Origin of the sequence: Yersinia similis (genome assembly GCF_001053095.1) — a bacterium.
In the GTDB taxonomy this organism is placed as follows: domain Bacteria; phylum Pseudomonadota; class Gammaproteobacteria; order Enterobacterales; family Enterobacteriaceae; genus Yersinia; species Yersinia similis.
The window spans coordinates 37,764-63,256 of the sequence record NZ_CGBP01000009.1; the positions used below are offsets into that span (position 1 = coordinate 37,764).

Consider the following 25,493-nt stretch of genomic DNA (forward strand, 5'->3'; position numbering starts at 1 on the left):
TACACTCGCTACATAGCCGGGTACCGGTGGATATTTATTCCCACCGGTACCCGGCGTAAAACAGCGCTTAAGTGAAAGATGAGATGACCAACGATCCAGCATTGCAATTAAGCTCGGTACTTAATATCGAGAGCACCAAAAGCTCCGTACATTGCTCAAGTAAAAAACGGGCTTTGGAAATTATCAGCGAGTTAGCTGCCAAGCAGCTTAATCTACCTTCACAGGTCGTTTTCGATGCAGTGTTAACCCGTGAACGCATGGGCAGTACCGGGATTGGCAGCGGTATCGCAATACCTCATGGCAAATTGGAAGAGGATACACTGCGCGCGGTGGGTGTATTTATTCGTCTGGAACAGCCTATTGCCTTTGATGCGATTGATAACCAACCCGTTGACCTGCTGTTTGCCTTGTTGGTTCCAGCAGACCAATGTAAAACTCACTTACATACTTTATCTTTAGTCGCCAAACGATTAGCTGATAAAACAGTGTGTCGCCGCCTGCGGTCAGCACAAAGTGATGATGAGCTTTATCAGATTATTACTGAATTACCGCCAGAAATAGCCTAGTTTGGGGCCAATATGCCCAATAGATTTCAAAATGTAGGAAGGCAGTAAGGCGGCAAACAAAAAGGCCCGAAAAATTTACATAAATCAGTGATTCGGGTAGATGAGAGTAGCCAACACACCTGCGGCTTGAAAGATGGTGGTGGGTACAGAACCCACCACACCCCGGTTTGTAACCGGAATGCAGGTTCCTAATAATGGCGATAAGCGCCAAAGAGATACCAAGGGGAGTGACTACATGGTGCTGATGATTGTCAGCGGCCGTTCCGGTTCAGGGAAGTCTGTTGCTTTGCGTGCATTGGAAGATATGGGCTTTTATTGTGTCGATAACTTGCCTGTGGTTCTGTTGCCGCAGTTGGCAAGTACACTTGCCGATAGGAACATCTCCGCCGCCGTAAGCATAGATGTGCGCAATATGCCTGAATCTCCTGAGGTATTTGAACATGCCATGACCCAACTGCCGGACAGCTTTTCCCCGCAGTTGCTATTTTTAGATGCTGACCGTAATACCCTAATTCGTCGCTATAGTGATACCCGTCGCCTGCACCCACTGTCGGCGAAGAACCTATCGTTAGAAAGCGCGATTGATGAGGAGAGTGACCTGCTGGAGCCTCTACGCTCGCGGGCTGACTTGATTATCGACACCTCGGAAATGTCAGTGCACGAGTTGGCTGAAATGCTGCGTACCCGCCTGCTGGGTAAACGCGAGCGTGAACTGACCATGGTATTTGAGTCCTTTGGCTTTAAACACGGCATTCCCATTGACGCAGATTATGTCTTCGATGTCCGTTTCCTTCCCAACCCACACTGGGATCCGAAGCTACGCCCCATGACCGGTCTGGATAAACCCGTTATTTCCTTCCTCGATCGCCATACGGAAGTACATAACTTTATTTATCAAACACGCAGCTATCTGGAACAGTGGCTGCCAATGTTGGAAACCAATAACCGCAGTTACCTAACGGTTGCCATTGGTTGTACCGGCGGGAAACACCGCTCGGTCTATGTTGCTGAACAACTAGCCGATTATTTCCGCGCCCGTGGTAAGAATGTCCAATCACGCCATCGTACCTTGGAAAAACGTAAACAATGACTGTCAAACAGACCGTTGAGATCAAAAACAAGCTGGGAATGCACGCCAGACCCGCGATGAAATTGTTCGAATTGGTTCAGAGTTTTGATGCAGAAGTGATGTTACGCAATGACAGCGGTACCGAAGCGGAGGCCAGCAGCGTCATTGCGCTGCTGATGCTGGATTCAGCCAAAGGCCGCCAAATAGAGGTTGAAGCAACCGGGGCTGATGAGATTCAGGCATTGGCGGCGGTTATTGAGTTGTTTAATTCGGGATTTGATGAAGATTAGGTGCGCAGTGTAAGTCATCGTTTGCTAATCACGAAAAATACGATCTTTACTCCTTGCAGAGAAATCAGACGCGAGTATAATTCGCCACAATTTGCCGGGGGAAATGATGAAAAACCGCCTATATTTTGTTGAACAACATGCAATTGATCATCGACAGAATCACCTGCCTGCGGGCAGCCAACTGCCGTGGTTTCTCCCGTTGCTAAACCGATCCTGTAAGGCCCCTCGTTGAGGGGCTTTTTTTTGTCTGTCGATCAGAACCAGGTTAAGCATTACGACTCATTAAAATAAGGGTAGCCCGCGACCACGGGCGAGCACAGAGGAGAGCAAAAAATGTCCAATCCGTTGTATCACAAACATATCATCTCAATTAACGATTTAAGTCGCGATGAACTAGAATTGGTCTTACGTACTGCCGCCAGCCTGAAAAAGATCCCTCAGCCAGAGTTGTTAAAACATAAAGTGATCGCCAGTTGCTTTTTTGAAGCCTCGACCCGCACCCGCTTGTCATTTGAAACATCCATTCACCGCCTGGGTGCCTCGGTCGTGGGCTTTTCTGATAGCAGCAATACCTCATTAGGTAAGAAAGGCGAGACACTAGCAGACACCCTGTCAGTCATTAGCACTTATGTTGACGCTATTGTAATGCGCCATCCACAAGAAGGGGCTTCACGTCTGGCCACGCAATTCTCGGGTAATGTGCCTATCGTGAATGCCGGTGACGGTGCAAACCAGCACCCAACACAAACCCTGCTCGATTTATTCACCATTCAGGAAACGCAGGGCCGGCTGGATAACATCAATATCGCCATGGTAGGTGACCTGAAATATGGCCGTACCGTGCATTCATTGACGCAAGCACTGGCAAAATTCAATGGCAACCGCTTCTTCTTTATCGCCCCTGATGCGCTGGCAATGCCCGCTTATATTTTGCAAATGTTGGAAGAAAAAGAGATTGAGTACAGCCTGCACGAAAGCATCGAAGAGGTGGTGCCGGAGTTGGATATTCTCTATATGACTCGCGTACAGAAAGAGCGCCTTGATCCATCGGAATATGCCAACGTCAAAGCACAGTTTATTTTGCGCTCTTCTGATTTAACGGGCGCACGGGATAATCTTAAAGTGTTGCACCCGCTGCCACGTATTGACGAAATCACAACCGATGTCGATAAAACCCCCTACGCCTACTATTTCCAACAGGCGGGTAACGGTATTTTTGCACGTCAGGCGCTACTGGCACTGGTATTAAACGCAGAATTAGCTCTTTAAGGGGAATGATGATGACCCAGGATTACAAACTTCAGGTTGAAGCGATTAAATGCGGCACCGTGATTGACCATATTCCGGCTCAAATCGGCTTTAAATTGCTCTCACTGTTTAAGCTAACGGCAACCGACCAGCGCATCACCATTGGGTTGAATCTGCCGTCTAAACGCTCTGGCCGTAAGGATCTGATTAAGATCGAGAACACTTTCCTGACCGAGCAACAAGCGAACCAGTTGGCAATGTATGCGCCAGATGCAACCGTCAATCGTATCGATAACTATGAAGTGGTGAAGAAGCTGACCCTCAGCCTGCCAGAGCGTATCGATGCGGTACTGACGTGCCCAAACAGCAACTGTATCAGCCACAACGAACCGGTCGACTCCAGCTTTACCGTCAAAGCGCAGCGAGGTGAAATTAGCCTGAAGTGCAAATATTGTGAGAAAGAGTTCGATCACCTGGCCGTACTGCACGCGGATTGATTAACGATAAGCCAGCGCGGAGAGTACTATTGTCAGTATTAATATGGTGGCAGTATTAACAACAATACCAGTATTAACAACAATGCCAGTATTAACGATGACAGTAACATTCATCCCAATGGGCAGTGGCTAACTTCGCCCCACGGGTTGCTGTAATTCAGTTCGCCTTTATAATGGTCGGGATCATTATGATATCCCTTTCCGCATTACGTAAATCAGGAGTCAACATGTCACGTGTTATCAGTACTGAACTCGCCCCAGCAGCTATTGGCCCTTATGTTCAAGGTGTCGATCTAGGCAGCATGATCATCACTTCCGGTCAAATCCCGGTCGATCCAAAAACCGGCTTAGTCGCTGATGATATTGCCGCTCAGGCTCGTCAGTCACTGGAAAACGTGAAAGCCATTGTTGAAGCGGCTGGCCTGAAAGTTGCCGATATCGTGAAAACCACCGTATTCGTTAAAGATCTGAATGATTTCAGTACCGTTAACGCAACTTACGAAGCCTTCTTTACAGAACACAGCGCCCCGTTCCCAGCCCGTTCTTGTGTTGAAGTAGCCCGTTTACCAAAAGATGTAAAAATCGAAATCGAAGCCATCGCCGTACGTCGTTAATCCCTCCCCCATCACCACATACGGCTGGTTATCGCCAGCCGTATGTGGTGATTTTATTTCTCTCCTCTCTGCCTCTCTCTTCGCGTTCCATGACCGAATCTCCGTTGACGGTTTTAAAAAAAGCGGGGACTATCGGGCTGCCGACAAGATTAGATGAAGGGGATACAGGCCGTTGGGTCGTAGATACAAGCGGCATAAGTCACCCAAGCGCCCAAGGTACAGTAAACTCTTCGAACGCCGCGTTATCAAACGGATACGGTTCAGCTACCGCATTCGTATACTCTGTAGCCTATTGAGAGGGGATTAAGGATGAAACTGCGCACTCGGTTATTAATGCCGATAATATGCTCAACTTTTTTTTGGGGAAGTACCGCAATAGCCAAAAATGGTGTCGCCATCCCATTACCTGATAAGCGAATCGCGGTGTTGTCTGAGGGAGATTTAGAATCGGCATCTGTCGGCAGCTATTCTGTCGCTATTTTCAAGAATGATACTTTTTTGGACTTTATTGCTGGCGGAGTGTTTCCTCGTGATGGTTCGATATTCCAAGATAATGGAAAACCTCGGGTAGAATTTATTGATATCAATGGTGATGGCAATAAAGAATTGATCGTATCCCAATTGACTACTGGATCAGGTAACTATTTGCAGGTTGATGCCTTCAGCCTGGGGCCGAAAAGCATCAATAAAGTATTGAGTATTCAATCAGATACCAAAAGTGATTATATATCACTACTGAAAGAACTTTGTGAGGTCTGTCTGCCCATCGATGCTCCACCCCACTGATGGTTCTGCATTCAAATTCAGTTCACCCCCAATAAAACCAAACCACATAATCGCTATCACCGCAGTAAAAAATACCCTAACGGTGAGAAAATCCGTTAGGGTATCCCTATGCTGCCGGCCATTGGAATATCATGCGTGCCATCTGGTTCTATGCATCTCGAACTTCCCAATGCCACCGCATATATAAATAATGAGTTTAAAATGTATTTTCAAACCTGAACATTAGGCAAACCATGCAAAACCGTTTGACCATCAAAGATATTGCCCGCATGAGTGGTGTTGGAAAATCCACAGTTTCACGGGTACTAAATAATGAAAACAGCGTCAGCCCACAGACCCGTGAACGGGTCGAGGCGGTGATCCGCCAGCACGATTTTACTCCCTCCAAATCAGCCCGAGCTATGCGTGGGCAAAGCGACAAGGTTGTTGGCATCATTGTCTCTCGTCTCGATTCGCCATCCGAGAATCAGGCGGTACGTACTATGTTACCGCTGTTCTATCAGCAAGGTTACGACCCGATCCTGATGGAGAGCCAATTTGATACCGCATTGGTTAGCGAGCATTTACATATTCTGCAACAGCGCCATGTTGATGGCGTTATCCTGTTCGGTTTCAGCGGATTAACCGCGGAAATACTAGCACCGTGGCAGGAAAAAATGGTGGTACTGGCGCGGGAGTACAGTGGTTTTTCTTCGGTCTGTTATGACGACGGAGGTGCCATATACCTCTTAATGGACAAATTATGTCAAGCCGGGCACCGCCATATCAGTTATATCGGCGTACAACCTTCCGATGCAACCACCGGTGTGCGCCGCCATCAAGCGTATCTCGATTACAGCCAACAGCATGGCCTGACACCCGTGGTCGCATTGGGGGAATTGAGCTATCAGAGTGGCTTTCAGTTGGCTCCTCAGGTGATAACACCACAGACCTCAGCCTTGGTTTGTGCCTCTGACACTATCGCCATGGGCGTCAGTAAATACTTGCAACAGCAGGGGCAACAACCCATTCAGGTATGCGGTATTGGTAATACACCGCTGTTACACTTTTTATTTCCCGATACCTTATCAATTGAGCTGGGTTATGGCCGTGCAGGCATGAAAGCCGCACAGCAATTACTGGATCAACTGAATAATAGCCAGCCTATTCAGCAAATTATTATTCCAGGCCAACTCGTCTGATCCCACCCTGTACAGGGGAATAACTCTGCATCGATTGCCTTAACAGTGAACAACTGTATAAAAATTTATCAAATTGTGATCTTTAATACAAAATGGGAACGTTCCCATTCCATAAAAATAAATATCTAGCTAATCTTTATTAAGTTGGATATTTCTCCACCTATATCCAACGTCATTGGTGTTGTAATAAGACCGAAAGCGAATGACAAATCAGTTATCGACTGATTTGAACAGCATTAATGCGCCCCCCCGATGAGCTGGTTCAGATGAGTGATTTGGGTGAGTGAGCGTCGCGGTAACACCGAATAAAAAGGGAATATAGATTTAATTCGCTGCTTATTTCAGGCAGATATGACATCTCATGCGCGCACGTAACCTTTACGGAAAGGACGATAAAATGGGCAAAGTAAAACAGCAGGATATCGATCAACTGATCGTTCTGGTGGGAGGCAGAGAAAATATTGCCACCGTCAGTCACTGCATTACTCGATTACGTTTTGTGTTAAAAGATCCGTCGATAGCATCACCAAAAGAGATTGAAAATCTCTCAATGGTCAAAGGCTGTTTTACTAATGCTGGCCAATTTCAAGTGGTCATCGGGCCAGAAGTCGATGATTACTATAAGGCATTGATTGCTAAAATTGGCCAAAGTGAAGTAGACAAAGAGCAGACCAAGCTGGCGGCGCGGCAGAACATGACTTGGTTTGAGCGCGGTATTTCTCACTTTGCTGAGATCTTCTTCCCGTTGCTACCGGCGTTGATCAGCGGAGGGTTGATCCTCGGCTTCCGTAATGTCATCGGTGACATCCCAATGTCGGAGGGGAAAACGCTGGCGCAGATGTACCCAGCGTGGCAAACCATCTATGACTTTCTTTGGTTACTTGGCGAAGCCATCTTCTTCTACTTGCCTGTGGCTATCTGCTGGTCAACAGTGAAGAAAATGGGCGGGACACCGGTGTTAGGGATTGTGCTGGGGATAACACTGGTATCTCCGCAATTGATGAACTCCTACTTACTAGGGCAACAACTGCCTGAAGTCTGGAACTTCGGTTGGTTTACCATTGAGAAAGTCGGTTATCAGGCACAGGTGATCCCCTCTATTCTGGCGGGTCTGGCACTAGGATGGATTGAAACCAACTTGAAGAAAATCATCCCCGCCTACCTCTACCTGGTGGTCGTCCCAGTGGTCTCCCTGCTACTAGCCGTATTCCTTGCCCATACACTGATTGGGCCGTTTGGCCGCATGATTGGTGACGGTGTGGCATGGGGCGTGAAGGCGGTGATGACCGGCAGTTTCGCACCGGTCGGTGCAGCACTATTTGGTTTCCTGTATGCACCGCTGGTGATTACCGGGGTACATCAGACCACGCTGGCTATTGATATGCAGATGGTTCAGAGCATGGGCGGCACACCGGTCTGGCCATTGATTGCGTTGTCCAACATCGCACAAGCTTCGGCAGTACTGGGTATCATCATCATCAGCCGTAAAATCAATGAACGTGAGATTTCAGTACCCGCAGCGATCTCCGCCTATCTGGGTGTGACCGAACCAGCAATGTACGGTATCAACCTGAAATACCGCTTTCCGATGTTATGCGCCATGATCGGTTCCGCACTGGCTGGCCTGATTTGCGGGTTGACGGGAGTGATGGCGAACGGCATCGGTGTGGGTGGGTTGCCCGGTATTTTATCTATCCAACCGCAGTTCTGGGGAATTTATGCCGTGGCGATGTTAGTGGCTATCGTTGTGCCATTAGCACTGACCATTCTGGTGTATAAACGTAAAGAACGCCGTGGTGAATTGCCGGTCTGAATGGTGTCGTCCTGGATGATGTCGTTCTGGATGATATCGATAGTAAGTTGTGTTCTCCCGCCAGCGGTGATCGTCTGGCGGGGTCATTTTTCAATACATAAGAGTCCGCTATGAATAATCCAATCCCTTGGTGGCAACATGGTGTCATCTATCAGATTTACCCGAAGAGCTTTCAGGACAGCACCGGTAATGGCTATGGTGATCTGGCGGGTGTGGCGCAGCGGCTGGATTATCTGCAAAAGCTGGGCGTTGATGCCATCTGGCTGACACCGGTGTATGTCTCGCCACAAGTGGATAACGGTTATGACGTGGCGGATTACTGCGCCATTGATCCCGCTTATGGCACATTGGATGACTTTAAACATTTGGTCGCAGGTGCTCATCAGCGAGGCATACGCATCATCATGGATATGGTGTTCAATCACACCTCCACAGAACATGCCTGGTTTAAAGCCTCGCAGGATCGTAATAACCCTTATCGGCAATTTTATATTTGGCGTGACGGTGGAGACGGCAGCTTACCGAATAACTGGCGCTCGAAATTCGGTGGTCACGCCTGGCAATGGCACGTGGCCAGCGGCCAGTATTATCTGCATTTGTTTGCCCCAGAGCAGGCTGATCTGAACTGGGAACACCAACCGGTACGCGATGAGCTCAAAAAGGTGTGTGAATTTTGGGCCGATCTGGGGGTTGATGGTCTGCGTTTGGATGTCATCAATCTGGTGTCCAAACAGCAGGATTTCCCTAATGATATGGACGGCGATGGCCGTCGTTTTTATACCGATGGCCCACGCATTCATGAATTTTTGCAGGAACTGAGCCGCGATGTGTTCCAGCCACGCGGCCTGATGACGGTAGGCGAGATGTCATCTACCCGTCTTGAGCATTGTCAGCAATATGCGGCATTAGGCGGTGATGAGTTATCCATGACCTTTAATTTCCATCACCTGAAAGTGGATTATCTTAACGGTGAAAAATGGTCGTTGATGCCGCCGAATCGGGTGGAGTTGAAACACATTTTTAATCAGTGGCAGCAAGGGATGCACAACCGTGCATGGAACGCACTATTTTGGTGTAATCACGATCAACCACGTATTGTCTCGCGTTTTGGTCATGAAGGCGCACTACGTTTGCCAGCGGCAAAAATGTTGGCGATGGTACTGCACGGTATGCAGGGCACGCCTTATATATATCAGGGGGAAGAAATTGGCATGACGAACCCCAATTTCACTGATATCACTCAATACCGTGATGTTGAAAGCCTGAATATGTTTGCCGAACTGAGTGCTGCTGGCCGCGAACCCGATGAGTTATTGGCGATTCTGGCAGCCAAATCCCGTGATAATAGCCGTACCCCCATGCAATGGGATAGCTGCGATAATGCGGGCTTCAGCCAAGGCACTCCCTGGATTGCCCCTTGCAGCAATTATCATGAGATTAACGTTAATGCCGCATTGGCAGACGCTGATTCGGTGTTTTATGCCTATCAACATCTGATAGCTCTGCGTAAGCAATACGATATTTTCACTTTCGGTGATTATCAGGATCTTTGCCCACAGCACCCTGATTTATGGTGCTATTTGCGCAGTTGGCAAGGGAAGCAACTGTTGGTGGTCGCTAACCTGAGTGAGAAACCACAGCGGTGGCAACCCGAGGACCTCACGCTGGACGGTAACTGGCAATTATTGATGAGCAGCTACGACCAAAGCGCCTTCCAACCGCAAGACATGGTATTACGCGGATATGAGGGGATTTATTGGGTGCGAGGGTAATTTATTGGCTAGGTAATCATTGGATAAAAGTGTCATTTTTCGAAGGGCCGGTGATAGGTGAATCCATAAGCGCAAAATGTCCTGATGGGGTCGTATTCGCAAAATATGCTGTTAACTTTCCAATGTAATCATTAACAACAAAATAACTTTCATATCAATGTGCGGCTGCTATTCGTGGTGGAAAAAAGTTCGTGATCCGGATCTCTTTCTTTTCTTGTCGGAAGCGCCTAATATCAGATTAACATTAAGCTATTTTCTAACACCCCCTCTCCTATGGCGTGGGGGTGTTGTTTTTATGTTTTGCTGAAATTGAATTGGAGAGTGTTATGACCAAGCCAACCATCACGATTAACGAGCTGGATGCTGAGCGTTTGGATGCGTTGCTGGCGCAACCGGCTTTTGCCGGTTCTGTGGTCGCAACAGCGCTCAATGAAGAACTGGACCGGGCAGAAATTTTGCCACCTAATGCGATTCCAGCGGATGTGGTGACCATGAACAGCCGCGTGCGTTTTCTTGACCTGAATAGCCAAGAAGAACACATTCGTACACTGGTTTATCCTGCATCATTAAAAGACAGTAACGAGCAACTTTCAGTCATGGCCCCCCTGGGCGCTGCACTGCTGGGCCTGCACGTCAATGATGAGATCAGTTGGAAATTACCTGGTGGGGATGAAACCCGCATTACCGTACTGGAACTGCTGTATCAGCCAGAATCAGCGGGTGAATATCACCGCTAATACGTGATGCAGAGATGCAGAGATGCAGAGATGCAGTGTCAGGTAAAAAGGTAATAGAGGGTAATAGAGGGTAATAGAGGGTAATAGAAGATAATAGAGGGTAACCGCCGCAGGCCATTACCCTCTATCGCTCACTTTTATATCCGCCATCCTTCAAGATGCAGGGCGTTGGCTGCACTCATTGCCTAGCCCATCTATGGGCTTCGCCACGGCAAGCCGCGTTCCAATCTGCGCCCTTATCTATCTCAGGCTTAACGGTACTTTTTGTGATAAGTATTGCGGGTGTCCTTAAAATCTTGTGCCGCTTGCTTTGCTTCATCCAACTTACCTTGATCCGCCAAGGCCAGCGCCCCATCAATTTCCCCAATCAGCACATCCATGCCATGGCGAAAATCCTTCATTTCAGGACTGTCTGCAACTTTACTCTTCAATTTTGTGGGAATGCCCTTTTGTGCATCCACTGCGGCCACTCGCATCGCCTGTAAATCTTGTTTAATCACCTCTGTAGAGTCGGCCTTCAATACCTTGCCGTAATGCTCGGCAATCGTCTCCATATCGTCAGCAACGCTGGCCGCCATGACTAAACTGCTTGTGCTCAGTAACGCCGCGGTGATTAATGCCATTAGTGTTTTACCCATGCTCACATTCCTATTGTTATCGTTAGGTTAGTATTTACGACTTATTTTGCTCTTCCTTAACATAGGCAATGGCAGGTAAAACTGACAGTTAATTTTAGTAATCGGTGAAAAATAAGGGAGGGGGAAGTAGATTAAAAGCGTACACCGACAACCTTAGCGATGAGCAGACAGCAAGAATTGGAAACAGTAGCAGACTTACTCATTTATCAACAATACTGCGATATTTTCTCTCTATTCTCAGCGACCAAAACCACGCCCCATTTGGTGGTATCTGGATGCAGGCTCCAAATTCTTTCTTCAGGAATGCCTTTACCATTATAGAGAACGCGATCACCACAATAAGGGTAAAACTGACCAACGTCAGAATCTAATATAAACACCGCCAGCTTGTCCGATTCTTGAGAAATCTTCTGCCACAGCGCCTTACCGGCTTCATATTGTTTATTATCACTCATTAAAATCACGCCACACTTAACGACTAATTCTTCATAAAGTAATGTAGCCAACCCTTTGCCACGCGCCCCCTGTTCAACCACCATTCCTTCCACTTGAAAAAGAGCAGAATCTTGCCAAAAGTGCTGAACAGAAATAACGTTTTCACCTAACTCTTGCTTCGCAACCAGATCAAGAGCCGCGATAATCCGGTGACGCGGTATACCATTAAAACTTTCCGTATTCATGCGGATAATGGCCGCTTTAGGGACATTTTTATCGAAAATCACACCGTATTTCATGCTAGACAATTCAAATTCATGAATGACCTTAAATTCTCTAGCAATTGTCGCTGGACTATAAGTACTTGGCATAACAATCATATTTGAACTTCCCCGAATCAATACCGGCATAATCATTTCTTTTGACTATATACCCTAAATAATTCGAGTTGCAGGAAGGCGGCAAGCGAGAGAGTCCCGATGAGCTTACTGCAGTAAGTGATTCGGGTGAAAGAGAGCAGCCAACGCATATGCAGCTTGAAGTATGACGAGTATAAAACATCCATATAAACTGGGGAAGACTATCATATCAAGGAAAAGCGCAGACAAACTCGCGGGTATTTTCTACCCGCGAGTTGTGGAACAGTAAGATGACAGGAAGGTTATTATTCGCCCGCGATTTTCATAACGGGCAATAAAACGGAGCCGCACTGAATATTACTGCGGGTTTCGATATCACTGCCCACACTGACGATATTGCGTAGCATATCTTTCAGGTTACCCGCGATGGTTATCTCACTAACCGGGTATTGAATCTCGCCATTTTCGACCCAGAAACCCGCAGCACCTCGGGAATAATCCCCGGTAACCGTGCTAACGCCCTGGCCCATCAATTCAGTGACGACCAAACCTTTATCCAGTTGCTTCAACATACCCGCGAAATCCTGGCCCTGACCGGCAATGCGCCAGTTATGGATGCCACCAGCGTGCCCGGTGCTTTGCAGCCCCAATTTACGGGCAGAATAACTGGTCAACAAGTAAGTTTGCAGCACCCCGTCCTTAACGATTTCACGTTGCAGTGTGCGTACGCCTTCACTGTCGAACGGTGTCGATGCCAGACCACGCAATAAATGTGGATGTTCTTCAATGGTCAGCCATTCAGGTAAAATCTGTTGGCCTAAATGATCGAGTAAGAAAGTCGATTTGCGATAAATATTACCGCCACTGATCGCTGACACCAAATGACCAAACAGGCCAGTTGCCACTTCAGCCGCAAACAGCACAGGTGACTGCATGGTTGGCAATTTACGTGGAGACAGGCGAGACAGAGTACGACGCGCACACTCCTCACCTACCCATTCTGGCGTGGACAAATCTTCCATCCGGCGGCCAATGGTATAGGCGTAATCACGTTCCATATCCCCATTGTGCTCGGCAATTACACTGCTAGAGAGCGAGTGACGACTGGAGCAGTAGCTCTGCAACATACCGTGGCTGTTACCGAAAACTTTGATGCCATAATGGCTGTTAAAACTGCCTCCCTCGGTATTGGTGATCCGTTTGTCAGCCTGCAATGCCGCCTGTTCTGCGCGGGCCGCCAGCAAGATACCTTGCTCAGCATCCAGATCGCCAGGATGGAATAAATCCAAATCTGGTGCATCAAAGGCCAGCAGAGATTTGTCTGCCAGTCCAGCGTAAGGGTCGGGTGACGTATAACGGGCAATATCTAATGCCGCCTGCACGGTGCGGGCAACGGCATCCGGATTTAGATCTGTGGTGGACGCACTGCCTTTACGCTGTTGGTGGTAAACGGTAATTCCCAGCGCACCATCACTGTTGAACTCCACGTTTTCCACTTCACCAAAGCGGGTGCTAACGCTGATCCCGGTGGTTTTGCTAACGGCGACTTCGGCCGCATCAGAACCCGCACGGGCTAATTCCAAAGCCTGTGCAACAGCTTGTTCCAGCGTTTTACGCTGTTCTGCAACTTGAGTGACTACTTTCATCGATCTGCCATAATTAATGAGATAATCGTTCAGGAAAGTGCCGTGGCGGCGTAGTAATACGACGACTTATACGGATAAAATATAGAACGCCATAGTTCTGAGTCTAACAGGATCTTTGTACAATTTCGCAGAAAGCCAACAACCTGCTACGATTAGCCTCTTTTTAAGGAATTTGACCATGAACAAACAGCCCGAAGATTGGCTAGATGAAATCCCAGAAAATAAAAACGACGATGACGATGAGATTATCTGGGTCAGTAAAAGTGAAATTAAACGTGATGCCGAAGTGCTGAAAGACCTTGGTACCGAGCTGGTTGATCTGGGTAAAAACGCACTCGAACGCATCCCGTTGGATGAAGATCTGCTGGCCGCCATTGAACTGGCGCAGAAGATCAAAAAAGAAGGCCGCCGCCGCCAGATCCAGTTAATTGGTAAAATGCTGCGCGCCCGTGATGTCGAGCCAATCCAGACCGCGTTGGATAAACTGAAAAACCGCCACAACCAGCAAGTCTCGCTGTTTCATAAACTGGAAACACTGCGTGACCGCCTGATCGCGGAAGGTGATGATGCTATCCCAACGGTGCTAGAGCTGTACCCCGATGCTGACCGCCAACAATTACGCAGTCTGGTGCGTAATGCACAAAAAGAACAGGCCGCGAATAAGCCGCCAAAATCATTCCGTCAGATTTTCCAGTATTTACGTGAACTGGCTGAAAAACAAAAGTAATCGGGCGGGGCCGGGTCACTCCCGGCTCCCGACTCAATACCGTTGGGGGCCAAATAATCTATTCACAAAATGATTTATTCACAAAGTAGTGTATTCATCAAACGATGTGTTCATCAACGATATTAAAATGTAAACGCCCTGCCAACTCCTCTTCAGCCTCTTCTAACAGCAATACAATCGCAGCAAAGCGCCGTTGATGGCGGCGGCTGAAATGAACGAATTCAATCTCTACCGGTAACACTATTTCTCCGGTGACCACATCCCACAACGCATCCAGATTGGCACCGAAATCTTCGCGCAGCGCAAAATGCTGAGCAAATGCGCGGTAAAATGCAGGAAGATCCGGTATATGGTTAAAATCGAATACCGCCTTTACCATCTTCTTACTCCATCCGAATGAAATGCTTATAGTGATCCTGGGTCAGATAAATCAGGCCATCATTGGAGTACAACAAGCGATCACTACCACGACGCCCACAGCGATAATTCACATCAGCTTCTCGCCAATGACGGCCTTTAGCATCAGGCAACCGACGCTCACGGTTGGAGAAACGATCACCGCCAATAGCTTTGCCCGGCAACACATGACACAGGTTCCCCTTTTGTGGCTCCCAACCTTGCTCACGGGCCTGTTTCTTGGTCAGATAAAAATCCGGTAGCCGATGATACGTTTGTAAATATTTCACTACGTTCTGATGCTGCGTTAACGGCTCGATAGCGGCAGAGGCCGACGGCAGCGGGCGCTCAAGCTCCGCCGAGGAACCAACATCACGCGCCGTTACACCATCAATCCCTTGCCATACACCTGCGATCAATAACAGCACAGCACCCAGTATGGCCATCAGTCTTTTATTCATGGTTTCCCTTAATCCTCAGGCTCCCTACTACGGCAGTGCTAATCATTGTTACATCTATGTCATCGTTACATCTATGCCATCGCTACATCTATGTCATCGCTACAAGCCATATCATTGCTACAAGCCATGCTTAACGCTGGCCCATTAATTCGACCGACAAGGCTGTCTATAAGTTACCCAAATGCAAGGTTTTCACTTCCATAAATTCATCCAATCCCAGCACCGAACCTTCACGGCCCATGCCAGATTCTTTAACACCGCCGAAAGGGGCCAACTCGGTAGAAACCGAGCATTCATTGACGCCAATCATACCGCTTTCCAACGCATCTGAAACTCGGAACACCCGTTGCAAGTTCTGCGTATAGAAATAGGCAGCCAGCCCGAATGGCGTATTATTGGCCCGTTGAATCACTTCTGCTTCGGTGGTGAAACGGAAGCAGGCGGCCAACGGGCCAAATGTCTCTTCCGAGGCCACTTTCATCTGCTCATTGGCATCTGCAATCACCGTTGGCTGGAAGAAATTACCGCCCAGTGCATGGCGATGCCCCCCGGCTAAAAGACGCCCCCCCTTCTCAAGCGCGTCTTTTACGTGCTCTTCTACTTTCTCCAGACCGGCCAGATTAATCAACGGCCCCATGTTGACGTCTTTATCCATCCCGTTGCCGACGTTCAGTTTTTTCACCTCGGCAGCCAGGCGGCTAACAAACTCGTCGTAGATAGCATCCTGAATATAGAAGCGATTGACGCACACACACACCTGCCCGGCATTACGGAATTTACACGCCATCGCACCGGCGACCGCCGCATCTAAATCGGCATCATCAAAAACGATGTAAGGCGCGTTGCCGCCCAACTCCATCGAAATTCTCTTCATGGTTGCAGCAGCATTACGCATCAGCGTCTTACCGACATTAGTTGAGCCGGTAAAGGAGATTTTACGCACTTCTGAACTGGCCATAATCGCGTCGCTGATAGCATGAGTATCCCCCACGACGCCATTGAGTACCCCAGCAGGCACGCCAGCCTGTTCTGCCAGTGCCAGTAAGGCGAAGGCAGATAATGGCGTGTTATTAGCGGGTTTAATCAGCCCGGTACAACCGGCGGCCAGTGCTGGCCCCAGCTTGCGGGTGAGCATCGCGAGCGGGAAATTCCACGGTGTGATAGCGGCTACCACACCAATAGGTTCACGGGTCGCCAGTATACGAGCGCCCTCTTTGGCTGACGGGATAATCTCACCGTTAGCACGCTTGGCCTGCTCACTAAACCATTGGATAAAACTGGCGGCATAAGCCACTTCAACCAAGGCTTCTTTTAAGGGTTTTCCTTGCTCTGAGACCATCAGTTCTGCCAATGATTGCTGATGTTCCATTATCAGCAAATACCAACGCTGTAAAATCTCGGCTCGCTGTTTAGCTGGCGTTTTTCGCCAGGCGGGGAAAGCCTCGCTGGCGGCTTTAATCGCCGCTTCGGTTTCTTGTTTACCGGATTTAGCTACTCTAGCGACCAGTTCGCCAGTTGCAGGGTTACGGACGTCAAATTGATCCTGTGCCTGATACCATTTTCCACCGACAAAATAGCCAATGTGGTATATACCGTCGTGCTGTCGTTGATTTTGTAAAGGATTTTGTGCGGGCATAGTGTCAACCTCCTGAGGAGATGATGCCCCCCATCAAAGGAAGGCGAAGAAGGAAAGTACCGAGGTTGATGACAACGTGCCAGCAGCGGGAGAATAGATAAATCATAGAGACGCCGTGAACTCCTTTATGAGGGCTCGAACCGTGCCTTGCCTGCCTATCCTCACCATTTAAGATCGAATTATCGGGGTTTGTCAGCAGTCTGGTACCAAACTTATTATAGCCCTTGATAAGGTGATGAGAACACCTTATATCCATAGGTGTATGGCTAAATCAGCGCACTCTGATATTTACGCAACATCTCTGCCAGCCGCTTAACCGGACGAATAACCGCATCAGCAGCCTGATAATCCACCAATTTCTGCTGATATTGATCCAGTTCCTGTAATAACCGGGCAAAATAATAACGCCGTTTCTGGTCATTGTTGACCGTAATTACCCGCTCTGCGGTAGAGCGGATCTGTTTATGAAAAGCGCTCAACTCCACATTCACCGGGATTTCAGTCCTGTTTAACCGCTGGTGAGCAATGATCAGCGTTAATGCCAGACGATATTTATCAATATCGGCAGGGAACATCATCAATAACTGGTTCAGTTGCTGATACAGCGCGGGTAAATGATTTTCACGGCGCTTGGTTTTATTGGTGGTCAGAGCCGATACCGCACTGTAAACAAAGCGGTTGAGTAAGGTTCTGCCCGTTCTGTCCTTGGCGTTATCACGGATCAACAGCAGGACAATTAAAGAGACAAAACAGCCTACAATTTGACCTAATGCGCTATCGAGAAACTGGCGGACATTGAATATCATTGGGTTGCTTAGCACGATAATATTTATGGTGCTAGCCAGTGTCCCCAGTGAACCCAAACGCCGTTTTTGCACTTCGATGCCAATAATAAATGCCAGCACACCCAAGCTAATGCAAAGCAACAGCATACTTTGCTGGGTGGACGGGATAATAAACATAAAGTAAAGCGCCCCGATGGGCAGTGCGATAATTACGCCGACCAGAAAATCGAGCGCCATCCTCCGTGGATTCGGTGTCCTCATCGCCAGCGAAGTGACCACTGCAACCATCACCATACATCCCGCCCCGGATGTCCAGCCGGTCCACAGCCAGAACAGGCCACCAATCGCCGTGGCAATACCGGTTCGCAAGCCATTGATCATCGCATGATGGCCTTCGGCAGAAATAGGTTTAACCGGTGTATCGCCCGCCAGAATATCCTCTTCGACCTGACTGATGCTGCTGTTGGTATGGACCCCTTTGGACAGCAATAAATAACGAGTCGCCGCCCCAACCCAACTGCTGATGGTGTGCGGGATCGCCTCACTGTGGCTGGCAGCAATAAACTGACGCAGTTTTTTCATCTGTTGGTGGATCTCAGCAGGAGTTTGAGCGGGTTCGCACAGCATGGTTTTCAGTTCAGCACTGATCACCTCCGGGTGATTGGTCATGACCAGATAGGTTTCACACGCCTGTGTGATCAGCGCCAAAGATTCGGTATGTAATGCCCGTAAACGATGATTACAGCGCTGCCAACGGGAAGACTCCATCATCAGGTAGCTGCGCATCCCATTGAGTGACGTAGTATTTTTAACCAACTCATTCCAAGCGCGGTCAATCTCGTTTTTTTCTGCTGGCTGAATGCACAGTTGTAAGAGCTGATATTGATCCACTAAAACCTTATCGACCAATCGATCAATATCCTGTTTGATCGAGCGGGGTGAAAACAGCAGATCCGCCATCACCGCACAGACAATCCCGAGGACAATTTCGCTACAGCGCTCAACCGCAAATTGGGGCGTCAGTAGTGGCGTTTCACCAGTAGTGACAATGATGATTAACGCGGTATAACCGGCCAAGCCGAACGCATACGAATTCTCTACCCGTACCAGCGATGAGATCCACGTACAGATCCCAGCCCATAGGCAACACAGCATCAACGTTAATACTGGCGCTCTAATGGTCAAAACAATAATGATCAGCCCCCCAATACAGCCGATAAAGGTGCCGATAATCCGTAGCCAACCTCGGTGGCGAATAGCGCCAGAGAAGGGTTCGCCACCCGCAGCGAAGGCAGGCCCGGCAGAAACAATAGCGGCAGTGAGCACTGACCAACGCGGTGTTTCTAATTGCAGATGAAAGCCAAGAAACAATGCCGCCACAATGGCAAAACTCAGCTTGAACGCAAACCGTAGGCGAATAAAGCTCGGGTGGGTCATCTTAGCCAAACTCACGTAGGCGATGCATCAACTTGGTCATGGGCGATGCCTGATAAGGATCACGGTCATTCGGCCCAGTGATCACCACCGTGGCCGTGGTGCCCGCCGGATACAAATATTGCAGGTCTTCGCTATCCAGATGAATCTTCACCGGTACCCGTTGCGCCAACCGTACCCATTCAAGATTATTATCAATGGTCGCCAGCCCTTTGCTGTCGGCACGGCTACTGCTATTGGTGACACCGGCTGAAATACTGTCGACGGTGCCATGCAGGATGCGGTTACTGCCCAGTGGGGTAATTTCCGCTCGGTAGCCCGGTTTAACCCCTTCGAGCTTCGTCTCCTCCAGATAGGCTAAAATATAGAAAGTATCTTTTTTCACCAATGCGACCGCCGTAGCCCCTCGGTTAATAAACTCGCCAGCATGTACATTCAGGTTAGTCACCCACCCTTCTGCTGGTGCACGTATCGTGGTTCTTTCCAGATCAAGGCGGGCTAAATTCCTCACGGCAATGGTTTTTGCCAGCTGATGCTGGACGGTTTGTAACACATTGCTTGCCTGGTCAATCTCTTCTTGTGACAGTGCCTGAATACCCAGGAGGTGCCGCCTGCTGGACTCCCGTTGTTTCTCAGCAGCCAAGGTCTGGTAATAAGCCACATCGGCCTCGGCTTCGGCCAACGCTTGCTGATAACGGGGCTGATCAATGACAAACAGAATCTGGCCTTTCTGCACCAGTTGGTTGTCTTTTACCGGTACCTCGGTCAGTAAGCCGCTGACATCCGGTGCGATAGCGACCACGTCTGCGGTGAATTTAGCATCACGAGTCCACGGCGATTCAGTATAGAAGGCCCACACGTTGAAAATTGCGATGACAGCCAGTATGACCACCAAGACGGTGATGCCAACGCGGATTATTTTTAATGAAAATGTACTCACGGTGACCTCAGGAAAAAAGACAGGATGTTAAATAAAACAGGCAAAAATACAGCGCCGTATTAAAAAGAGCCGGGTGCCAAACAAACTCGTAAATACCGGTTGGTTGCAGGATGCGGCGCACAACAAAAAACAAAGCCAATGAAATCAGCAGCTCAAGGAATATCGGTGGAAAAGAGAGGCCAAAAATCACCATCACCGGAAGCAAACTCATTCTTTAAATCCTTTATGTTTAAGGTTCGGGTCATTTAGCCTGCGTTAATGCCCTTACCCACTCAACTTACCTACTGGGTACCCAAAGCAAAAGCCATAATGCAGCCTTATGGGTTAAACTGAAGCTATTGAATTGAATAAAGCATGATAACGATTCGGCGTGGTGCGGCCTTCGCACCGATGAGCAGAACTTGAGGCTATTCTCCCGACAACAGTATATTAGCCTGCTTATTATCAAGTTATCTACGATGTGTGATCTAAATCACTTTTAAGCCAGAGTTAACAATTAAGCCAGAGTTAATAATACGGATGGAATAAGTAATGGAAAGATTAAAACAGATGTCTGTTTTTGCGAAAGTGGTGGAGTGCGGTTCTTTTACTGCCGCAGCACGACGATTGGAGAACAGTGTCTCTTCCATCAGCCAAACTGTATCAAAACTGGAAAACGAGCTTAACGTTAAGCTACTGAATCGTAGTACTCGCCGCATTGGCTTAACCGAAGCGGGCCGGATTTATTATCAGGGCTGTCGACGTATGTTGCAGGAGGTACAGCAAGTTCATGAGCAATTGTATGCATTTAACAATACCCCTACCGGCACATTGCGCATTGGTTGCTCCTCCACCATGGCGCAAAATGTGCTCGCCACCATGACAGCAGACATGCTGAAAGCCTATCCCGGTTTATCAGTAAATCTGGTTGCCGGCATTCCTGCGCCGGACCTGATAGCTGATGGCCTGGATGTGGTGATCCGCGTCGGCGCTTTGCAAAATTCAGGGCTGTTTTCGCGCCGCCTCGGTGCCATGCCCATGGTGGTGTGTGCAGCAAAAAGCTATTTGTCGCAATATGGCACGCCAGAAAAACCCTGTGATATGGCCAACTTTTCCTGGTTAGAATATAGCGTACGCCCAGACAGCAATTTTGAGCTGATCGCACCAGAAGGTATCACCACCCAAATATCACCACAGGGTCGTTTTGTCACCAATGACTCACAAACAATGATCCGCTGGTTAAAGGCCGGGGCGGGTATCGCATATGCTCCCTTAATGTGGGTGATTGATGAGATTAAACGTGGCGAGGTTGAGATTCTATTTAAACACTATCACTCAGACCCGCGCCCGGTATATGCGCTTTATACCGAAAAAGATAAAATGCCACTGAAAGTTCAGGTCTGTATTGATTATCTAACCGAGTATTTCAAACGGGTATCTGAAGTTTATCAGGATTATCGCTGACAATATGTCATATCGAATATATAAGCTAACCTAGTGATTTTAAATCATCTTAAAATAAAAATAACTGTTAAATAAGACACCTCTCGTGCTATTTCACGTAAAAAATACCATTACCTAACATACGGCCTTTCTTGCGAAATCTCCTACTTAGTTGACCAGAACAACGCTAATCATTCCAATATATGAAATAGACTTAAATTATATTATAGATATATATTGTATATCTACATATCACGACAACTAATAGTAACTAAGTGGTGAATATGTTTATATCAAAAAATTTACTCGTATTTTTTACTACTGTTCAAGAGGGATCGTTGACTAATGCAGCGATGAAACTATTCACAACGCCTCCACCCATGAGTAGAAGCTTAAAAATACTGGAGGAGGAACTGGGTTTCAAATTATTTACGCGAACAACATCAGGGTTAAAGCTGACATTGGAAGGCGCTGCTTTTTATCAAGAAATTTATCCAACCTACGTACGATTAACCGAAATAACAAAAAATTATAAAAAAAACAAAAATGGCATTATACATATCGCTACCTATCAGATGAATTCATTACACGCTGGTGTTATATGTGATTACTTTATAAAAAAAGGAAATTTAAACATAGAGTTAAGAGAAAATATTGGTGATGTTAGTCAAATGGATATCGTCATCAGTACCAAAGAGATAAAAGGCTATGATTTCGATGTTGAGCTAACTGCCAATTGTGAAACAAATTTGTTGTATGCAACATATTTAAATAATTCACCTGATAAAAAAGAATACTTAAAAAAACTTCCCTTTATACAAAGTGGCATCTTTTGTTCTTCCTGCTGCTTTAAGAAAATTTTACACAGTCTAAGGCAACAAGGTTATTCAGGGAATATATTACATGTTGATGATCCTCGAGTTCGTCATGATCTAATTAGAAAAGGGGCGGGGATTTCTCTATCAAAAAACTATTCTATTGACAATAAAAGCACAAACCACTCTAGCGAGATAAGTGTTTCATCAGATATTAGTTTTAACATTACCTATTATATTTACTTTAAAAGCGCAGTGATTAACAAAGAATTTTTCACCCAACACATCATGAAAAACTCACTCCTGAAATGGCAGGAAACAGCAGAAAAAATGAGTTAGATACAGCACGTAGTTAACTGATATGCAGTTAAACAAAATGTAGCTAAACGAAAAAATACCAAACAGAAATGATACAGGGTCTTTTCACAGCCAAAACCGCTGGAGTTTCAGCAAAATAAATGGATCCCAAGGAGCTTACACAGCCAAGTTATTCGGGTGAATATATACAATGAACACCCGCGACTTAAAGCTCCAAGGTAATATCCCTAAATATAGAGGTAAATTATGCAAGAGAATATCGGCCATACTGCATCCGTTATCACGGATACTGATAATGCGATCCATCAGCTAAAAATCACTAACCTCAATACTATTTTTGATGTCGCGGCTGAAAGTGAAGCGCAATTCATTGAAAAGGTGGTTAACGCCAGTGATGATAAAAAAGGAGCAACAGAACCTGAATTAACTGAAAAAGCCAAAACTCTCTATCAACGGGCTAAAGCGGAGGTAGCTCACCACCAGGCCGCCAGACGAGCAAAACAGTTGCGTCAGGATCCGGTACTCAGTCGCATCAACAAATTAGCCTTTCCAACTGAGCCAGAAATACCAATAGCAAAACTACAAGTAAAACCCCGAGCCAAAATGGCCCATTCACTAGTTGATGAAATACCGGAGCGGGTAAAAGAATATACCGATCCGGCATCCATCCAATCATTGTTCTCTCCAGGTCGCTATTTATGCAAATTATATAATGTGGCAAAAGAGTTACATGAAGATGGAAACAAACTGCATATCGATCAACGCCGCCCTGATTTAAAAGATTTGGTGCTCAGTGATAGCAATATGAACCAAGAAGTCTCTTCACTGGATATCTTACTGAATGTACTACAAACGAAGGCACCTCTGGCTGAGCTGACTAAAGATACCGAGGCACACGCAAATGACGTTTCTTTCACCCTGCCTTATGACGATAACCTAACGGTTATTAATGAGGTGCTACAGGATAAATCTACTAGCCTACGAGAAATTGCAGCCCTGCTAGCGGAGAATAATGATCCATGGGCTAATCCCATTACCCCCGCGTTAGTACAAGAACAACTCGGGCTGAACCCGGCCAGCTATGCATTAATTGACATAAAATCCCCATTGGATGATAACAGCGCCAAACGTCTGGCACATGCCACACAACTCAGCGTTGAACAACTGCAATGGCTTAATAAAAATGCCATTGAAAGTAGCAGTAATAAAGATAGCCCCCTCAGACCTGAAATACTCACGATCATCTCCGAGTATCGCCGTTTAAATCAACGTTACGGCCTGTCTGTCGATCCGTTTATCGCCATTATTAATGCCGTTAACACCCATACCAACGAAAATAAAACCAGTTTCTTCCAGCAAGTTTTCTCTACCCTTGATGTAGATACAGGATTTAACTTCCGTGATCAGGGTTCGTGGGAAGTTATTATCCGCAAGGCATTGGGCATTACTGCCGAAGAACTGTTACGTATTGCAGAATATTGCTTTGGTAAGAGTTCAATTAGCAACGTAAAGATGAATAGTAAAAAATTCAGCCAATTATACCGTATGGCAATAATCCCCCGCACACTTGGTGTGAGTTTCTCGCAAGCTGAATATCTCTGGCAGTTATATAGCAAGCCAGATGAGAATATTATGGAAAGAATAGCTCAAGGCAAGGCTATGACCATTATTAATGCCATTACTGTGCTAGAAGATACCCTTCAATGGATGAGTCAGCAGAAACTTGATGTGACCACACTGCAAGCTATGCTTACCAAGCAATACAGCACGGCAGCGACCCCTGAATTATTTAATTTCTTATCCAACATTTATCAAACCTTAGGTAAGCAAGTTTATTCCGAATCGCTCAAACCTAATCTGTATCGCAGCCTGGCAAACGGGTTCCACCTAAAAGCTAAGGTGGTCGCAGGGCTGGTTAACTGGTTAGCAAAAAATGACACTGAATTTACCTTAGAAAGCTTTTGGCAAAATATTGCCATGACCTTTGCTGAAGAGTCGTCATTGCACCAACTGGAAGTTCATCAGCCCTTGATTATCCAATGCCAAAAACTGAGCCAATACGTATTAATTGCGCAATGGGCAGAGTTGTCAGAACAAGAGATAGAATTAATCTTATTACCCAATGGCATTGATAATAGAGGTAGTGCCCCATCCCCAAGTATCACGCTGTTAAAATTACTGTCTGAATTTAAGCGATGGCAACATGAGGCTGAGGTGTCGCAAAGCGAATTATTCGACATTATGCAACAGCTGATTACTGGTACAAATGAAAAACAAGAAAATTTAAGAAATGCAGCCGAAAAAGTACTAAGATCAATAGCAAAAAATATTGGCGATATAGATAGCGATATAGATAGAGCTGATTCAACCATAAATATTAGAAATGGTAGCGCAACACTATTCTCCCCAGAACACCCCATGTATAAAGCACTTAAACTTGACATATCAAACCTTGAAAAGTCAAAAATTCAGTTAAAAGATAAAAAGAAAGAAGAAGAGATAAAACTAGAACAGGCCAAAAACAATATAAAGTCACTAATTAATGATTGGGACAGTGAAATAATCATACGTTTGGCAGAGTTATACCATTGGGATATAAACATTGCTAATAATATGTTTATACTTATTTTTGACAAAAGAACAAATTTCATTTTCCATTATGAGAATAAAGATGATTACCATTATGAAGAACACTATGGTTATCGTTTTGAACAAAAACCAATGTATAGTTTTGATAAAAAATTAACTAATGGGTTTGAATCAATCGTATCATTGAAAAATAATATTTATATCGCTGAAAAATTAAAAGTCCATCCTGGGACCCTAATTAAAATAAAAAACTATATTTTTGATGATAAGAATAACGAGTTAGAGGATATCGCCAACAAGCTAATAGTTAATCTTTAAA

25 protein-coding genes are annotated in these 25,493 nt (G+C 46.6%); 16 read left to right on the plus strand and 9 right to left on the minus strand.

Features of this window, described 5'->3' with window-relative positions; all coding sequences use genetic code 11:
- Positions 1–83: 83 nt before the first annotated feature.
- The 12 genes from ptsN (at position 84) to rnk (ending at position 10,573) form a co-directional block, all read left to right on the plus strand.
- Positions 84–566 carry a PTS IIA-like nitrogen regulatory protein PtsN gene (ptsN, locus tag AC971_RS08850; RefSeq protein WP_002213952.1) on the plus strand — a complete coding sequence of 161 codons (483 nt, stop codon included), beginning with the start codon at positions 84–86 and terminating at the stop codon, positions 564–566.
- A 235-nt stretch (positions 567–801) separates the two neighbouring features.
- Positions 802–1,656, plus strand: a complete 855-nt coding sequence (gene rapZ / locus AC971_RS08855) for an RNase adapter RapZ (protein ID WP_002210113.1) — start codon at positions 802–804, stop codon at positions 1,654–1,656.
- Positions 1,653–1,925, plus strand: a complete 273-nt coding sequence (gene npr, locus AC971_RS08860) for a PTS phosphocarrier protein NPr (protein WP_025381606.1) — start codon at positions 1,653–1,655, stop codon at positions 1,923–1,925. Before rapZ ends, npr begins: the two co-directional genes overlap by 4 nt.
- Positions 1,926–2,031: 106 nt before the next feature.
- Positions 2,032–2,157 carry a hypothetical protein gene (locus AC971_RS25495; RefSeq protein ID WP_002355113.1) on the plus strand — a complete coding sequence of 42 codons (126 nt, stop codon included), beginning with the start codon at positions 2,032–2,034 and terminating at the stop codon, positions 2,155–2,157.
- Between the two features lie 101 nt (positions 2,158–2,258).
- On the plus strand, positions 2,259–3,194 hold the full coding sequence (gene pyrB, locus AC971_RS08865) for an aspartate carbamoyltransferase (protein WP_025381607.1): 936 nt from the start codon (positions 2,259–2,261) through the stop codon (positions 3,192–3,194).
- Between the two features lie 11 nt (positions 3,195–3,205).
- The gene (gene pyrI / locus AC971_RS08870; protein ID WP_012104412.1) at positions 3,206–3,670 is read left to right on the plus strand and encodes an aspartate carbamoyltransferase regulatory subunit; all 465 of its coding nucleotides are present in this window, start codon (positions 3,206–3,208) and stop codon (positions 3,668–3,670) included.
- A 227-nt stretch (positions 3,671–3,897) separates the two neighbouring features.
- Positions 3,898–4,284: a 2-iminobutanoate/2-iminopropanoate deaminase gene (gene ridA / locus AC971_RS08875; RefSeq protein ID WP_025381608.1), complete on the plus strand. Its 387-nt coding sequence runs from the start codon at positions 3,898–3,900 to the stop codon at positions 4,282–4,284.
- Positions 4,285–4,593: 309 nt separating this feature from the next.
- A complete protein-coding gene (locus AC971_RS08880) occupies positions 4,594–5,070 on the plus strand; it encodes a PliI family lysozyme inhibitor of I-type lysozyme (protein ID WP_025381609.1) in 477 nt (158 codons plus the stop codon).
- A 233-nt stretch (positions 5,071–5,303) separates the two neighbouring features.
- Complete coding sequence (gene treR / locus AC971_RS08885) at positions 5,304–6,251, plus strand: trehalose operon repressor TreR (protein ID WP_025381610.1); 948 nt, start codon at positions 5,304–5,306, stop codon at positions 6,249–6,251.
- 397 nt (positions 6,252–6,648) lie between these two features.
- Positions 6,649–8,064, plus strand: coding sequence for a PTS trehalose transporter subunit IIBC (treB, locus tag AC971_RS08890; RefSeq protein ID WP_025381611.1), 1,416 nt, complete (start codon positions 6,649–6,651; stop codon positions 8,062–8,064).
- Positions 8,065–8,174: 110 nt separating this feature from the next.
- On the plus strand, positions 8,175–9,836 hold the full coding sequence (gene treC / locus AC971_RS08895; RefSeq protein ID WP_025381612.1) for an alpha,alpha-phosphotrehalase: 1,662 nt from the start codon (positions 8,175–8,177) through the stop codon (positions 9,834–9,836).
- Positions 9,837–10,162: 326 nt separating this feature from the next.
- Positions 10,163–10,573, plus strand: a complete 411-nt coding sequence (rnk, locus tag AC971_RS08900; RefSeq protein WP_025381613.1) for a nucleoside diphosphate kinase regulator — start codon at positions 10,163–10,165, stop codon at positions 10,571–10,573.
- Between the two features lie 251 nt (positions 10,574–10,824).
- Here the strand turns inward: rnk and cybC are convergent, their stop codons facing one another.
- The 3 genes from cybC to pmbA form a co-directional block, all read right to left on the minus strand.
- Positions 10,825–11,211, minus strand: a complete 387-nt coding sequence (gene cybC / locus AC971_RS08905; RefSeq protein WP_025381614.1) for a cytochrome b562 — start codon at positions 11,209–11,211, stop codon at positions 10,825–10,827.
- A gap of 206 nt (positions 11,212–11,417) precedes the next feature.
- Positions 11,418–12,062 carry a hypothetical protein gene (locus AC971_RS08910; protein WP_025381615.1) on the minus strand — a complete coding sequence of 215 codons (645 nt, stop codon included), beginning with the start codon at positions 12,060–12,062 and terminating at the stop codon, positions 11,418–11,420.
- Between the two features lie 248 nt (positions 12,063–12,310).
- Positions 12,311–13,651, minus strand: coding sequence for a metalloprotease PmbA (pmbA, locus tag AC971_RS08915; RefSeq protein ID WP_025381616.1), 1,341 nt, complete (start codon positions 13,649–13,651; stop codon positions 12,311–12,313).
- A gap of 178 nt (positions 13,652–13,829) precedes the next feature.
- Here pmbA and yjgA point away from each other — a divergent pair, with 178 nt between their 5' ends.
- Complete coding sequence (gene yjgA, locus AC971_RS08920; protein WP_025381617.1) at positions 13,830–14,378, plus strand: ribosome biogenesis factor YjgA; 549 nt, start codon at positions 13,830–13,832, stop codon at positions 14,376–14,378.
- Positions 14,379–14,475: 97 nt separating this feature from the next.
- On the opposite strand, the gene AC971_RS08925 is transcribed toward yjgA, so the two are convergent.
- The 6 genes from AC971_RS08925 to aaeX all read right to left on the minus strand — a co-directional run bounded on the left by AC971_RS08925 (position 14,476) and on the right by aaeX (position 20,241).
- Positions 14,476–14,757 carry a barstar family protein gene (locus AC971_RS08925; protein ID WP_025381618.1) on the minus strand — a complete coding sequence of 94 codons (282 nt, stop codon included), beginning with the start codon at positions 14,755–14,757 and terminating at the stop codon, positions 14,476–14,478.
- A gap of 4 nt (positions 14,758–14,761) precedes the next feature.
- Positions 14,762–15,235 carry a ribonuclease gene (locus AC971_RS08930; protein WP_025381619.1) on the minus strand — a complete coding sequence of 158 codons (474 nt, stop codon included), beginning with the start codon at positions 15,233–15,235 and terminating at the stop codon, positions 14,762–14,764.
- Positions 15,236–15,401: 166 nt separating this feature from the next.
- Positions 15,402–16,871: an NAD-dependent succinate-semialdehyde dehydrogenase gene (locus AC971_RS08935; protein WP_025381620.1), complete on the minus strand. Its 1,470-nt coding sequence runs from the start codon at positions 16,869–16,871 to the stop codon at positions 15,402–15,404.
- Between the two features lie 266 nt (positions 16,872–17,137).
- Positions 17,138–19,093, minus strand: a complete 1,956-nt coding sequence (aaeB, locus tag AC971_RS08940) for a p-hydroxybenzoic acid efflux pump subunit AaeB (RefSeq protein WP_025381621.1) — start codon at positions 19,091–19,093, stop codon at positions 17,138–17,140.
- Position 19,094: 1 nt separating this feature from the next.
- Positions 19,095–20,030 carry a p-hydroxybenzoic acid efflux pump subunit AaeA gene (aaeA, locus tag AC971_RS08945; protein WP_025381622.1) on the minus strand — a complete coding sequence of 312 codons (936 nt, stop codon included), beginning with the start codon at positions 20,028–20,030 and terminating at the stop codon, positions 19,095–19,097.
- A 7-nt stretch (positions 20,031–20,037) separates the two neighbouring features.
- On the minus strand, positions 20,038–20,241 hold the full coding sequence (gene aaeX / locus AC971_RS08950) for a p-hydroxybenzoic acid efflux pump operon protein AaeX (protein ID WP_025381623.1): 204 nt from the start codon (positions 20,239–20,241) through the stop codon (positions 20,038–20,040).
- Positions 20,242–20,561: 320 nt separating this feature from the next.
- On the opposite strand from aaeX, the gene aaeR reads away from it, so the two are divergent.
- The 3 genes from aaeR to AC971_RS08965 all read left to right on the plus strand — a co-directional run bounded on the left by aaeR (position 20,562) and on the right by AC971_RS08965 (position 25,492).
- Entirely contained in the window at positions 20,562–21,473 is a 912-nt protein-coding gene (gene aaeR / locus AC971_RS08955; RefSeq protein ID WP_025381624.1) for an HTH-type transcriptional activator AaeR, read from the plus strand.
- A gap of 263 nt (positions 21,474–21,736) precedes the next feature.
- Positions 21,737–22,606, plus strand: a complete 870-nt coding sequence (locus AC971_RS08960; protein WP_025381625.1) for a LysR family transcriptional regulator — start codon at positions 21,737–21,739, stop codon at positions 22,604–22,606.
- A 225-nt stretch (positions 22,607–22,831) separates the two neighbouring features.
- Positions 22,832–25,492 carry a Tc toxin subunit A gene (locus AC971_RS08965; protein ID WP_025381626.1) on the plus strand — a complete coding sequence of 887 codons (2,661 nt, stop codon included), beginning with the start codon at positions 22,832–22,834 and terminating at the stop codon, positions 25,490–25,492.
- The last annotated feature ends 1 nt before the right edge of the window (position 25,493 follow it).